This window comes from Brachybacterium epidermidis, from assembly GCF_015209585.1.
In the GTDB taxonomy this organism is placed as follows: Bacteria; Actinomycetota; Actinomycetes; order Actinomycetales; family Dermabacteraceae; genus Brachybacterium; species Brachybacterium epidermidis.
Genome location: NZ_JADEYR010000001.1, coordinates 547,046 through 559,900 on the forward strand (window position 1 = coordinate 547,046; position 12,855 = coordinate 559,900).

Genomic DNA, 12,855 nt, shown 5'->3' on the forward strand with positions numbered 1-12,855 from the left:
GCCGACTGACCGACTCGGCTCGGGTCAGGCCCGCTGGGCCAGTGCCAGCGGCAGCACCGGCCCGGAGCCGGCGCGGCGCAGCAGGCGGCCCGCGATGGTCATGGTCCAACGGGTGTCGATCTCGTCGTCCACCAGCAGGATCGGCGCACCGTCCAGTGTCCGGATCGACTCCGCGAGCGTCGGGGTGATGGTGAAGCGGTCCCACAGTGCCGCCACCCGGAAGGCGCTGTTGCGTGCCCCGTGCAGGGGCGCCGCGGCGGGGGAGAGGCCCAGGTCCCCCAGGTCCTGCAAGCGGCCCACCCGGGCGATGCCGCCGGCCAGGGAGCGCACGAGCCGGGGCCGGCTGAGCGAGGGCACCGCGACCACGCCGACCGGGCGCTGCTCCCAGTCCCAGCCCGCCAGCACCTCGATCACCCGCTGTGCGATGCGCGGGGAGATCTCGGCATCGAGGGGATGCCCGCCCTGGTCCACGCCCAGCAGGTCCCGCAGGGGCACGGCCCAGCCCAGGTCGGACATGCGTGCCAGCACCCGGCCCTCCTCGACGCGCTCACCGGCGGGGATGTTCCCCCGCGGCGGCGAGCCGGATTCGGAGCGCACATCCAGGCGGTCCAGCCCCTGGGGCCATTGCTTGCGCGCATCCACCGGTACGCCCACCCGGTCCAGCAGGCGGGAGACGGCCTGCTGGGAGGCGGCATCGGAACCGGCGGACGCAGATGCAGCACCGGGGCCCGGGTACCAGGGGCCCGCGCACACGTCACAGCGGCCGCAGGCCCGCGCGGTGGTGTCGTCCAGCTGGCTGGCCAAGAACACCATCCGGCAGCCAGTGGCATCGCCGAGCTCGAGGCGCTCGTAGTCCAGCATCGCCTGCTGCTCGGCTCGGCGCGCGCGGGCCACGTTCTGGTAGCGGGGAGCGTCATACGTCCATGGCCGGCCGGTGGACACCCAGCCGCCCTTGACGTTCTCCACCGCGCCCTCCACGGCCAGCACCTTCAGCAGCAGCTCCAGCGCGCCGCGCTTCACATCCACACGGGCCTCCAGAGCGGGGGTGGACAGCGGGCCCTCCGAACGGCCCAGCTCGGCGAGCACGGCGTCGGCCGCCTCCTGGGAGGGCATCGAGGCGGTGGCGAAGTACTCCCAGATGGCGCGGTCCTCACGCCCGGGCAGGAGCAGGACGTCGGCCGTGTCGGTGGCGCGGCCCGCACGGCCCACCTGCTGGTAGTACGCCACCGGGGAGCTGGGCGCCCCCAGGTGCACCACGAAGCCCAGATCCGGCTTGTCGAAGCCCATGCCCAGGGCACTGGTGGCCGCGAGGGCCTTGACCTGGTTGTCCTTGAGCGCCTGCTCCAGTGCGGCGCGCTCCTCGGCATCGGTGCGGCCGGTGTACGCCCGTACGCGGCGGCCCGGGCGGTCCAGCAGATCGGCGAGGTCCTCCGCTGCGGAGGCGGTGAGCGTGTAGATGATCCCGGATCCGGGGAATGCATCCAGGTGCTCCACCAGGTACTCCAGCCGTGCGCGGTCATCCGGCAGCGTCAGGCACCCCAGCCGCAGCGAGTCCCGGGTGAGGGGGCCGCGCAGGGTCAGCACCGGGGAGCCGTCGGCGGCGGTGACGCCGAGCTGCTCCTCGACATCGGCCACCACGCGGGAGTTGGCGGTGGCGGTGGTGGCGAGCACCGGCACTGCCGGGTCCAGCTCGGCCACCAGATCCCGCAGGCGGCGGTAGTCGGGGCGGAAGTCGTGGCCCCAGTCCGAGATGCAGTGCGCCTCGTCGATCACCAGCAGGCCGCAGTGCTCCACCAGGTGCGGCAGCTGCTGCTCGCGGAACCGGGGATTGACCAGGCGCTCCGGAGAGACCAGCAGCACGTCCAGGGAATCGGCCGCGAGGCCCTGCTCGATGTCCCCCCACTCGGTGGGATTGGCCGAGCTGATCGCGGCGGCCCGCACCCCCGCGCGTCGCGCTGCAGCCACCTGGTCGCGCATCAGTGCGATCAGCGGAGAGATGATCAGCGCCGGGCCGGTGCCCCGCCTGCGTTGCAGCAGCGCTGCCAGGAAGTACACGGCGGACTTGCCCCAGCCCGTTCGCTGCACCACGAGCACCCGCCGCTGCTGCTCCACCAGAGCGGCGATGGCCTCGAACTGGCCATCGTGGAACTGGGCGTCCCCACGGCCGGTGAGTGCGCGCAGCGCCAGCAGCGCCTCCTCATGGAGCGGGCTGCCGGGCGATGCGGGGGTTGTCTGCATGCCCCCAGTGTGGCAAGGCGCTGTGACAGTACGAATCCGTCTTCAATGTTGTGGCCGACGCCGGGGGGGGGACCGGGCCCCTCTGCCCGCCGCTGATGCTGATGCCACCACCCGGCCCCGCGGATCGATGAACCGGTGGCAGGCTCAGGCCTTGCCCTTCTCCCGTTCCTCGCGGTCCAGGCGCTTCAGGCGCTCGGAGGTGGTCTCGGAGTCCCGCAGGGGATCCTCCTTGGTCGCCAGTGCGCGGCGCATCTTCGCTTCGTACTCCTGGGCCTCACGGATGCGCGGGTCGTCCGAGAGCTCCTCGTTGTCCTCGGGGTCGTGGGAGGAGTAGTCGATGTTCGGGTCGACGGACATGGCGCGGTCCTCTTTCCTTGCTCTGTCTCGCAGGACGATGAGGACGAGACTACCGGTGCTCGGGGCCGGGTCAGCGACCTCGGGCCCGATCCAGCGTGAGCGCTGCGACGTACAGGGCCATGCTGGTCCCGGACGACGACTGCATTCTCACGGCATCCCCCTGATTCCGGGGCGGCTCCGTCAGCCGCCCCCTGCACGGGATGGTGGACGAACCGGGCATTCGGCTCCCATCGACCCGCGACCTAGACTGTCCTCATGCCTTCTATCGGACGAGACGACGTCGCACGCCTCGCCGACCTCGCACGGATCCAGCTCACCGATGAGGAGATCGACCGCCTTCCCGGCGAGTTCGACGCCATCATGGACGCTGTCGCCTCCGTGTCCGAGGTCGCCACGGCCGACGTCCCCGCAACCTCCCATCCCATCGCCATGACGAACGTGTTCCGCGAGGACGTCGTCACCGAGACCCTCACCCAGGAGCAGGCGCTCGCCGGTGCTCCCGAGGCCGAGGACGGACGCTTCGCCGTCCCGCAGATCCTGGGCGAGGAGTGAGGACCACATGAGCAACGACATCATCCGCCGCAGCGCCGCCGCCCAGGCCGCCGCTCTGCAGGCCGGGGAGGTCTCCGCCGAGGAGCTCACCCGTGCCCACCTCGACCGCATCGAGGCCGTGGACGGCGAGCTGAACGCCTTCCTGCACCTGAACCAGGAGGACGCCCTGGCCACCGCGCGGGACGTCGACTCCCGTCGCACCGCCGGTGAGCAGCTGCACCCCCTGGCCGGCGTGCCGATCGCCGTCAAGGACGTCGTGGTCACCAAGGGGATGCCCACCACCGCAGGTTCGAAGATCCTCGAGGGCTGGGTGCCGCCGTACGACGCCACCCTGGTCGAGCGCCTGCGCGAGGCCGGCCTGCCCATCCTGGGCAAGACCAACATGGACGAGTTCGCCATGGGCTCCTCCACCGAGACCAGCGCCTACGGCCCCACCCGCAACCCCTGGGACCGCGAGCGCATCCCCGGCGGCTCCGGCGGTGGCAGCTCCGCCGCGGTCGCGGCCTACGAGGCGCCGCTGGCGATCGGCACCGACACCGGCGGCTCGATCCGCCAGCCCGGCGCCGTCACCGGCACTGTCGGTGTGAAGCCCACCTACGGCTCCGTCTCCCGCTACGGCCTGATCGCCATGGCCAGCTCCCTGGACCAGGCAGGGCCGGTCACCCGCACCGTCGAGGACTCCGCGCTGCTGCACGAGCTGATCGCCGGCCACGACGTGCGCGACTCGACGTCCCTGCCGGACCCGGTCGGCTCCTACGTCGAGGCCGCCCGCAGGCGGGACGTGAAGGGGCTGCGCATCGGCGTGATCGAGGAGCTCAAGGGCGAGGGCTTCGCTGCCGAGGTGCGGGCCCGATTCCAGGAGTCCCTGGAGCAGCTGGAGCAGGCCGGCGCCGAGATCGTGCGGGTCTCCTGCCCCAACTTCCGCTACGCGCTCGGCGCGTACTACCTGATCATGCCGTCTGAGGCATCCTCGAACCTCGCCAAGTTCGACGGCATGCGCTTCGGCCTGCGGGTCGTCCCCGAGGGCGGCGCCACCGCCGAGCAGGTCATGGCAGCCACCCGCGGTGCCGGCTTCGGCGCCGAGGTCAAGCGCCGCATCCTGCTGGGCACCTACGCGCTCTCGGCCGGCTACTACGACGCCTACTACGGCAGCGCCCAGAAGGTGCGCACCCTGGTGCAGCGCGACTTCTCCGCCGCCTTCGAGAAGGTCGACGTGCTGGCCTCGCCCACGGCACCCACGGTCGCCTTCCACCTGGGCGAGAAGCTCGACGACCCGATGGCCATGTACCTCAACGACATCGCCACCATCCCCGCCAACCTCGCCGGCACCCCGGGCATCTCCGTGCCCAGCGGCCTGGCCGAGGACGGCCTGCCCGCGGGCATTCAGTTTCTGGCACCCGCGCGGGCCGACGAGCGCCTGTACCGCGTGGGCGGGGCCCTCGAGGCCCTGCTCGAGGACGCCTGGGGTGGCCCGCTGCTGGACAAGGCCCCCGAGCTCGCTGGAGGAGTGAACTGATGCGTACCGATCCCCTGGTGGACTACGACGAGGCGGTGGACCGCTACGACCCCGTGCTCGGCATCGAGGTGCACGTCGAGCTGGGCACCGACACCAAGATGTTCGATGGCGCCCCCAACGTGTTCGCCGCCGATCCCAACACCGCGATCACCCCGGTCTCCCTGGGCCTGCCCGGCACACTGCCGGTGGTCAACGGGAAGGCCATCGAGTACGCGATCAAGATCGGTCTGGCCCTGAACTGCCAGATCGCCGAGCACTGCCGCTTCGCTCGCAAGCAGTACTTCTACCCGGACCTCACCAAGAACTTCCAGACCTCCCAGTACGACGAGCCGATCGCCTTCGACGGCTGGATCGACGTGGAGCTGGAGGACGGCGAGACGGTGCGGGTGGAGATCGAGCGCGCCCACATGGAAGAGGACGCCGGGAAGAACACCCACCTCGGCGGCGCCACCGGGCGCATCCAGGGCGCCACCCGCTCCCTGGTGGACTACAACCGCGCGGGCGTGCCGCTGGTGGAGATCGTCACCCGTCCCATCGAGGGCGTGGGCGAGCGCGCCCCCGAGGTCGCCGCCGCGTACGTGCGCACCCTGCGGGACATCTTCCGCACCCTGCAGGTCTCCGAGGCCCGCATGGAGCGCGGCAACGTGCGCGCCGACGTCAACGTCTCGCTGCGGCCTTCTCCCGAGTCGCCGCTGGGCACCCGCACCGAGACCAAGAACGTCAACTCCTTCCGCTCGATCGAGCGCTCCGTGCGCTTCGAGATCTCCCGCCAGGCGGGGATCCTCGACGCCGGCGGCACCGTGGTCCAGGAGACCCGCCACTTCCACGAGGACACCGGCGAGACCTCCTCCGGGCGGGTGAAGTCCGATGCGGAGGACTACCGCTACTTCCCCGAGCCGGACCTGGTCCCCGTGGCCCCCAGCCGCGCATGGGTCGAGGAGCTCCGCGCTGCCCTCCCTGAGCTGCCCGCTGCCCGCCGCCGCCGGCTGCTGGGGGAGTGGGGCTACTCCGATCTGGAGATGCGCGACGTCATCAACGCCGGTGCGCTGGACCTCATCGAGTCCACCGTGGCGGCCGGTGCCAGCCCCCAGGCCGCCCGCAAGTGGTGGATGGGCGAGCTGGCCCGCACCGCCAAGGAGCACGAGACCGAGCTCGAGCAGCTGGCCGTCACCCCGGCCCAGATCGCCGAGCTGCAGGGCCTGGTGGACGGCAGGAAGATCAACGACAAGATCGCCAAGCAGGTCCTCGGCAAGGTGCTCGAGGGCAAGGGCGATCCCGCCGCGATCGTCGAGCAGGAGGGCCTGGCCGTGGTCTCGGACGACTCGGTCCTCACCGGCGCGGTGGACCAGGCCATCGCCGAGAACCCCGACGTGGTCGAGAAGATCAAGGGCGGCAAGGTGCAGGCCATCGGCGCCCTGATCGGCCCCATCATGAAGGCCACCCGCGGCCAGGCCGATGCCGGCCGCGTGCGGGAGATCATCATGGAGCGCCTCGGCTTGAGCTGATGTGACCAGGCGCGGGCCGGATCGGCCCTCGTGAACGGCCCGGTCCCCTCGGGGGCCGGGCCGTTCGTGTGCCCTCGGTCACCCCCATTGTGAACGACCTGTGAAGAAGGGGTCACGACCACATCACAGCAGGGACGGGGCGAAACGACCGGGAACAGTATCTGACCTGGTAGGACGGGAGCGCGAGGGTCCCCGCACAGCGGTTGCCCAGCGGACACAGGGCCTCCCTACAGTGAAGGAGCCCAGAACGCAGCAGCCGTCGATCAGTGGGTCGGCGGTCGCTGCGGCGCGTCCTCGGCCCCGTGCCGACGGCCCGGGCCGAGCCCGAGCCGGGCCCGGCCGCAGCGGGTCGGGGAGCGATCCCGAACCCGGCGTGCAGACGAGACCAAGCGGCGGAGAACCCGCCAGAGGAGCAGCCTGCCCATGAACGGAATCGATGCCCTGATCGAGAGGATCTTCGGGCCTTTCGCCGAGGCGCTGAGCGCCATCGTGTTCTACGCGATACCGGTCGCCGGGGGCATCCCCATCATCGTGGTGTGGCTGATGGCCGCCGCGGTGTTCCTCACCGTGTGGCTGCGTTTCCAGCCCATCACCGGTCTGAAGCACTCCATCCAGGTGATCCGCGGCAAGTACACCGCCAAGACGGACCCCGGTGAGGTCTCCAGCTTCCAGGCCCTGGCCACCGAGCTCTCCGGAACCGTGGGCCTGGGCAACATCGCCGGCGTGGCCGTGGCCATCGTGGCCGGCGGCCCCGGCGCGGCCCTGTGGATCGCGATCTTCGGCATCTTCGGCATGAGCGTGAAGATGGCCGAGGCCACCCTGGGCGTCATGTTCCGCAAGGTGAACGCCGACGGCACCACCGAGGGCGGTCCCATGTACTTCCTGCGCGACGGCCTGGCCTCCATCGGGAAGCGCAAGCTGGGCGGGGTCCTCGCCACCATGTACGCGATCTTCGCACTGGTGGGCGTGTTCGGCGCCGGCAACCTCTTCCAGGCCAACCAGGTCGCCGCCATCATCTCCTCCGGCACCGGCAGCGAGTTCCTGCAGTCCAACCAGTGGCTGATCGGCCTGGTCATGGCAATCATGGTGGCCGTGGTGGTCCTGGGCGGCGTGAAGTCCATCGCCCGCTGGACCTCCGCCCTGACCCCCGCGATGGCCGTGGTCTATGTGCTGTGCGTGCTGCTGATCGTGGTCTCGAACCTCAGCGCCGTCCCGCAGGCCATCGGTTTGATCATCACCGGCGCGTTCACGGCCGAGGGCGTCACCGGCGGCGTCATCGGCGTGGCCGTCATCGGCATCCAGCGTGCCCTGTTCTCCAACGCCGCCGGCGTGGGCTCGGCCGCCATGGCGCACAGCGCCTCCAAGACCAAGGAGCCCGCCACCGAGGGCTTCACCGCCATGTGGGAGCCGCTGATCGACTCCGTGGTGGTCTGCATGCTCACCGCGATCGCGATCGTGGTGACCGGCGTGTACACCACCGGTGGTGCGGACGGCGTGCAGCTGACCGCGCAGGCCTTCGGCACCGTGGCCCCGTGGTTCCCGATGCTGCTGCTGGTGGCGGTGGCCCTGTTCGGCTTCTCCACCGTGCTGGCCTACGCCTACTACGGTGAGCTGAACGCCATGTACCTGTTCGGCTCCAAGAAGTCCGTGCAGACCGTCTTCCGCGTGGTCTGGGTCGTTGCCGTCGTGGTCGGTGCCGCCATCTCCCTGGACTCGGTGATCGCGTTCTCCGATGCCATGTTCTTCCTGATGGCGATCCCCAACCTGCTGGGCATCTACTTCCTGTCCAAGGTGCTGCGCCTGGAGATCCTGCGCCACAAGTACCGTGTCACCACCGGCGCCCTGGGCGAGGTGGACGAGGACCTGCAGGTGGGCATGCGCGACCACGAGCCCACCGAGGAGCAGGTCGCCCAGGCCGAGCTCGCCGAACGCGAGGAGCAGCAGCGCATCACCGAGGTGCGCCGCACCCTCTCCGACGATCCGGAGTTCCCGGTGCGCGCCGATCATCACGGCGAGGACCTGACCTCCCCGATGGGGGCGCCGGCCGAGCCGATCCCGGAGACCGGCCAGTTCCCGGTCGGCGCGGAGGAGGGCGGTTCGCATGTCGCCGGTGGCGCTGCCACGGCGACGGCCACGGCCGGGGACCGCATCCCCGGTGCACCCCAGGACATCGACGGCACCCCCTCGCGGGACGCCTGAGCCCAGAGTCCGGATCTTTGTGCAGGTCCGGCCCGTCCTGACCGCATAGGGGCGACCTACGAGCGGACGGGGCCGGACCCTGCGGGGTCCGGCCCCGTCCGTGTCCACGACGCGGAGGGGATGGGGCCATGCCGAACATCGACGAGCTGATCGAGAGGTTCATGGGCCCGGCCGCCGACGTGATGAGCGCGGTCGTCTTCTTCGAGATCCCCCTCTTCGGCGGGCTGCCGATCATCGTGCTGTGGCTCGCGATCGGCGCGCTGTTCATGACGGTGTGGCTGCGCTTCCAGCCGATCAACGGATTCCGGGCGTCCATGCAGGTGATCCGAGGGAAGTTCAGCGCCCGGACCGACCCCGGTGAGGTCTCCAGCTTCCAGGCACTGGCCACTGAGCTGTCCGGCACCGTGGGCCTGGGCAACATCGCCGGCGTGGCGGTGGCCGTGTCCCTGGGCGGCCCGGGCGCGGCGCTGTGGATCGCGGCCTTCGGCGTCCTGGGCATGAGCATGAAGATGGCCGAGGCCACGCTGGGGTCGAAGTTCCGGGAAATCCGCGAGGACGGCAGCATCCAGGGTGGCCCCATGGTCTACCTGCGCGACGGCCTCGCCTCCATCGGCTACCGCCGCCTGGGCGTCGTGCTGGGCTCGGCGTACGCCGTGTTCACCGTGCTGGGCGCCTTCGGCTGCTGCTCACCCTGGCAGTGGCACTCTTCGGCTACTCCACCCTGCTGGCCTACGCCTACTACGGTGAGCAGGCACTGACGTACCTCTTCGGCTACAAGAAGTCGATCATCTACACCTTCCGCGTGCTGTGGATCGTCGGTGCAGTGATCGGTTCGGCCGCCTCCCTCGACGCCGTGATCGCCTTCGGCGATGCGTCGTTCTTCCTGATGGCGGTCCCAACATCCTGGGCATCTACTTCCTGGCGAAGGTGGTGCGCCTGGAGATCTTCGGGTTCAACCGCCGTCTGTGTGCCGGGTCCATCGAAGCGGTCGAGGACGAGGACCTGCGGGTCGGGCTGGTCTCGGAGGACCCGACCCCGGCGCAGACGCAGCGAGCGGAGAAGGAGGAGCGCGCGGAGAAGGAGCGCCTGCGCACCCTGCACCGCACGCTCTCGGACGACCCGGACTTCCCGGTGCGCGCCGCCCACCACGGAGACGACCTCGCCTCACCGATGGGCACCCCCGATGAGCCGATCCCGGACACCGGACAGTTCCTGGCGGTCGAGGAGCGGCGCAGCGAGGGCGATGGGGGAGCGGGGAGTGGGCCCGCCGGCGGTGGATCGCACCGCGCCGACTGAGGCACAGGTGAGGAGGGCCTGGACCTTCGCCCTGTCCGTTCGTCCAGTTCGCAGGCGTCAGCGAGTGGTACGGGCGGCTGCGACCACGACGTCGGTGCCGTCGGACGAGATCAGCACCGTGTAGGTGGCGTTCGGATCCCTGGGGTTGGAGCCGCTTTCCCAGCGCATTCCCGTGTGCACCTCCTCCGGCGCTATGCGCGGGGAGATGGGGGCCCCGTCCTCACTGACGGGGAGGCCGTTCGTACCTTCCCCGAAGGCATCGGCCATCCACGTCTGCACCGTCTCGGCGCTGCCCGTGAAGGTGACTCGCAGACTCCATTCGAGGAGTTCGGTGTTGACGATTCCTTCGCTGAGAGTCAGTTCTGCGTCGGGGACAGGCAGGCCCACAGCGGTGAGTGCTTCTTCAGGAGTACTGGGCTTGCTTGTCATAGCCGTAGTCTTCTCATTCTTCGGATCGGAAATGCTGCAGGCCGTCAGCAGTGACGGTGGAACCAAGCTCAGAGCCCCGATGAGGGCGATTCGACGTCTCATGGCCCTGTCGTCCTTCTTGCGGTCGATCCGTGAAGAAGGACCTCCCACGCGTGGTCGGCAATAGTTGCATCCTCACTGGACCAGTCGCCGGCGCCGGGATCAACAGGATGCCATTCCGTCATCCCCGGGTCATTTGCAGTTGTGCCTGGCACTGGGTCGCCGAGACCGTCAGGGAGTCCGGATCCCAGTGGCCCGTCGGGGGGCCCGACTTCACTTCCATCGCCACGACGGTCATGCGCACGACCACCCTCGCGCCCCGCCCTGCTCGGTGCCTCCGGTCTTGGTGAAGCCGGGGGAGGGAGATGGGTCTGCACGCCCACGGGGTCAGAGGCCGCAGAGGCGCCGTCCTGTTCATCCGCATGAGCATCGGCTTCGCCGGCCAGGGTGCTGAACCTGGACGTCACGTCGATGAGGACAGGGAGAACGTCGGTGCGGACCGCGATTCGGAAGCTGTCACCGTCTGGCCCTTTCCAGATCGGGTCGCATTGGGCTGCCGGCTCCAGAATCGATCGAGTTCGCTCCAGCGCCTCTTGCCGGTCACGGAGGAGTTGAGCGAAGCGTCGAACGGCTTCCGGGTCGCTCCCCAGAAATGACGACATGCCCCGGACTTCCTCCTGGCGATCTCTACGTCGTAGAAGAATAGGGCTGCGGCCGTACGGTGTCGATGGGGAGAACTTCCCTGCGGGAAGAGACGGCGGGCACGCGTCCCGCAGTCCCGCGCGCCTCCGACAGGCCGGCATGTCAACCGACGACCGCGTGTCCACATCGTGAGCCTCACATCTCGCATCGTGGCGGCGGCGTAGACTGCCCCCCATGCCTCAGCTCCGCTCCCGCACCTCGACCCACGGCCGCAACATGGCGGGCGCGCGTGCCCTCTGGCGCGCCACCGGCATGGAGACCTCGGACTTCGGCAAGCCGATCATCGCGATCGCCAACTCCTACACCCAGTTCGTGCCCGGCCACGTGCACCTGAAGAACATGGGCGACCTGGTGGCCTCCGCCGTCAAGGAGGCCGGAGGCGTCGCCAAGGAGTTCAACACCATCGCGGTGGACGACGGCATCGCCATGGGCCACGGCGGCATGCTCTACTCGCTGCCCAGCCGCGACGTGATCGCGGACTCCATCGAGTACATGGTCAACGCCCACACCGCCGATGCGCTGGTGTGCATCTCCAACTGCGACAAGATCACCCCCGGCCATCTGATGGCCGCCATGCGCCTGAACATCCCGGTGGTGTTCGTCTCCGGCGGGCCGATGGAGTCGGGTGAGCCCGTGGACGGCGTGGTCGAGCACCGCCTGGACCTGATCGATGCGATCGTGCAGAGCGCGGACGACACCGTCACCGACGCCCAGCTTGCCGACATCGAGGAGAACGCCTGCCCCACCTGCGGCTCCTGCTCCGGCATGTTCACTGCGAACTCGATGAACTGCCTCACCGAGGCGCTGGGCCTGTCCCTGCCCGGCAACGGCACCACCCTGGCCACCCATGCCTTCCGCAAGGAGCTGTTCCTCGAGGCGGGGCGGAAGATCGTCGAGCTCGCCAAGCGCTACTACGAGCAGGACGACGAGTCCGTGCTGCCTCGCAGCATCGCTACCAAGGCCGCGTTCTGCAACGCCATGAGCCTGGACGTGGCGATGGGCGGCTCCACCAACACCGTGCTGCACATCCTGGCCACGGCCATCGAGGGCGAGGTCGACTTCACCCTCGAGGACATCGACCGCATCTCCCGCACCGTGCCGTGCCTGTCCAAGGTGGCGCCCAACGGCACCGCCCACGTGGAGGACGTCCACCGCGCCGGCGGCATCCCCGCCATCCTGGGCGAGCTGGACCGAGCCGGACTGCTGGACCACACCGTCCACTCCGTGCACTCCCCGGACCTGCAGTCCTGGCTGAAGGACTGGGACATCCGCGGCGGGTCGCCCACCGAGAAGGCCAACGCCCTGTTCCATGCGGCGCCCGGCGGCGTGCGCACCACCCAGGCGTTCTCCTCCACCAACACCTACAAGGAGCTGGACACCGATTCCGAGGGCGGTGTGATCCGCGCCGTGCCCCACGCCCACACCAAGGACGGCGGCCTGTGCGTGCTCACCGGCAACCTCGCCGCCGAGGGCAGCGTGATCAAGACCGCCGGCATCACCGAGGACCTGTTCCACTTCGAGGGCACCGCGGTGGTATGCGAGTCCCAGGAGGAGGCCGTCCAGAAGATCCTGGACAAGACCGTCAAGGCCGGCCACGTCGTGGTGATCCGCTACGAGGGCCCCCAGGGCGGCCCCGGTATGCAGGAGATGCTCTACCCCACCTCCTTCCTCAAGGGCCGGGGCCTGGGCCGCGACTGCGCACTGATCACCGACGGCCGCTTCTCCGGCGGCACCAGCGGCGTCTCCATCGGCCACATCTCCCCGGAGGCCGCCGAGGGCGGCATCATCGGACTGGTCGAGGACGGCGACCGCATCGTCATCGACGTGGACAAGCGCTCCTTGAGCCTGGAGGTGGACGACGCCGAGCTCGAGCGTCGCCGCCAGAAGAAGGGCGAGCTGCCCTGGCGTCCCGTCAGCCGCGACCGCAAGATCACCCAGGCGCTCAAGGTGTACGCGCACCTGGTGCGCTCAGCCACCTACGGCGCGACCCGTCGGCCCCTGGACTGATCACGGCTTCGACTA

The 12,855-nt window shown here is 69.8% G+C and carries 11 protein-coding genes and 1 pseudogene; 9 read left to right on the plus strand and 3 right to left on the minus strand.

Going from position 1 to position 12,855, the window contains the following annotated elements:
- Positions 1-24: 24 nt before the first annotated feature.
- Complete coding sequence (locus IOE58_RS02490) at positions 25-2,238, minus strand: RecQ family ATP-dependent DNA helicase (RefSeq protein WP_193864824.1); 2,214 nt, start codon at positions 2,236-2,238, stop codon at positions 25-27.
- 144 nt (positions 2,239-2,382) lie between these two features.
- Positions 2,383-2,595 (minus strand): hypothetical protein, encoded by a 213-nt coding sequence (locus IOE58_RS02495; protein WP_193864825.1) that lies wholly within the window; start codon positions 2,593-2,595, stop codon positions 2,383-2,385.
- A gap of 255 nt (positions 2,596-2,850) precedes the next feature.
- Here IOE58_RS02495 and gatC point away from each other — a divergent pair, with 255 nt between their 5' ends.
- The 7 genes and pseudogenes from gatC to IOE58_RS14120 all read left to right on the plus strand — a co-directional run bounded on the left by gatC (position 2,851) and on the right by IOE58_RS14120 (position 9,663).
- Entirely contained in the window at positions 2,851-3,147 is a 297-nt protein-coding gene (gene gatC, locus IOE58_RS02500; RefSeq protein ID WP_193864826.1) for an Asp-tRNA(Asn)/Glu-tRNA(Gln) amidotransferase subunit GatC, read from the plus strand.
- Between the two features lie 7 nt (positions 3,148-3,154).
- Positions 3,155-4,663 (plus strand): Asp-tRNA(Asn)/Glu-tRNA(Gln) amidotransferase subunit GatA, encoded by a 1,509-nt coding sequence (gene gatA, locus IOE58_RS02505; protein ID WP_193864827.1) that lies wholly within the window; start codon positions 3,155-3,157, stop codon positions 4,661-4,663.
- Positions 4,663-6,168: an Asp-tRNA(Asn)/Glu-tRNA(Gln) amidotransferase subunit GatB gene (gene gatB, locus IOE58_RS02510; RefSeq protein WP_193864828.1), complete on the plus strand. Its 1,506-nt coding sequence runs from the start codon at positions 4,663-4,665 to the stop codon at positions 6,166-6,168. The genes gatA and gatB overlap by 1 nt, the downstream gene beginning before the upstream one ends.
- 423 nt (positions 6,169-6,591) lie before the next feature.
- On the plus strand, positions 6,592-8,367 hold the full coding sequence (locus IOE58_RS02515; protein WP_193864829.1) for an alanine/glycine:cation symporter family protein: 1,776 nt from the start codon (positions 6,592-6,594) through the stop codon (positions 8,365-8,367).
- 128 nt (positions 8,368-8,495) lie between these two features.
- Positions 8,496-9,125, plus strand: coding sequence for an alanine:cation symporter family protein (locus tag IOE58_RS14110; RefSeq protein WP_228018497.1), 630 nt, complete (start codon positions 8,496-8,498; stop codon positions 9,123-9,125).
- Positions 9,065-9,208: pseudogene (locus IOE58_RS14500) on the plus strand (alanine:cation symporter family protein); the annotation flags it as partial. The gene IOE58_RS14110 and the pseudogene IOE58_RS14500, both read left to right, overlap by 61 nt.
- Before the next feature lie 89 nt (positions 9,209-9,297).
- On the plus strand, positions 9,298-9,663 hold the full coding sequence (locus IOE58_RS14120; protein WP_228018499.1) for a hypothetical protein: 366 nt from the start codon (positions 9,298-9,300) through the stop codon (positions 9,661-9,663).
- Between the two features lie 57 nt (positions 9,664-9,720).
- Here IOE58_RS14120 and IOE58_RS02525 read toward each other — a convergent pair whose 3' ends face one another.
- Entirely contained in the window at positions 9,721-10,092 is a 372-nt protein-coding gene (locus tag IOE58_RS02525) for a hypothetical protein (protein WP_193864830.1), read from the minus strand.
- A 461-nt stretch (positions 10,093-10,553) separates the two neighbouring features.
- On the opposite strand from IOE58_RS02525, the gene IOE58_RS02530 reads away from it, so the two are divergent.
- Both IOE58_RS02530 and ilvD read left to right on the plus strand, forming a co-directional pair.
- Positions 10,554-10,787, plus strand: coding sequence for a hypothetical protein (locus IOE58_RS02530; protein ID WP_193864831.1), 234 nt, complete (start codon positions 10,554-10,556; stop codon positions 10,785-10,787).
- A gap of 220 nt (positions 10,788-11,007) precedes the next feature.
- Positions 11,008-12,840: a dihydroxy-acid dehydratase gene (ilvD, locus tag IOE58_RS02535; protein WP_193864832.1), complete on the plus strand. Its 1,833-nt coding sequence runs from the start codon at positions 11,008-11,010 to the stop codon at positions 12,838-12,840.
- Positions 12,841-12,855 lie beyond the last annotated feature (15 nt).

Coding starts and splice junctions, on each gene's coding strand:
- IOE58_RS14110 (WP_228018497.1), top strand. CDS start 8,496: ATGCCGAACATCGACGAGCTGATCGAGAGGTTCATGGGCCCGGCCGCC.
- ilvD (WP_193864832.1), top strand. CDS start 11,008: ATGCCTCAGCTCCGCTCCCGCACCTCGACCCACGGCCGCAACATGGCG.
- gatC (WP_193864826.1), top strand. CDS start 2,851: ATGCCTTCTATCGGACGAGACGACGTCGCACGCCTCGCCGACCTCGCA.
- gatB (WP_193864828.1), top strand. CDS start 4,663: ATGCGTACCGATCCCCTGGTGGACTACGACGAGGCGGTGGACCGCTAC.
- IOE58_RS02490 (WP_193864824.1), bottom strand. CDS start 2,238: ATGCAGACAACCCCCGCATCGCCCGGCAGCCCGCTCCATGAGGAGGCG.
- IOE58_RS02515 (WP_193864829.1), top strand. CDS start 6,592: ATGAACGGAATCGATGCCCTGATCGAGAGGATCTTCGGGCCTTTCGCC.
- gatA (WP_193864827.1), top strand. CDS start 3,155: ATGAGCAACGACATCATCCGCCGCAGCGCCGCCGCCCAGGCCGCCGCT.
- IOE58_RS02495 (WP_193864825.1), bottom strand. CDS start 2,595: ATGTCCGTCGACCCGAACATCGACTACTCCTCCCACGACCCCGAGGAC.
- IOE58_RS02525 (WP_193864830.1), bottom strand. CDS start 10,092: ATGACAAGCAAGCCCAGTACTCCTGAAGAAGCACTCACCGCTGTGGGC.
- IOE58_RS02530 (WP_193864831.1), top strand. CDS start 10,554: ATGAGCATCGGCTTCGCCGGCCAGGGTGCTGAACCTGGACGTCACGTC.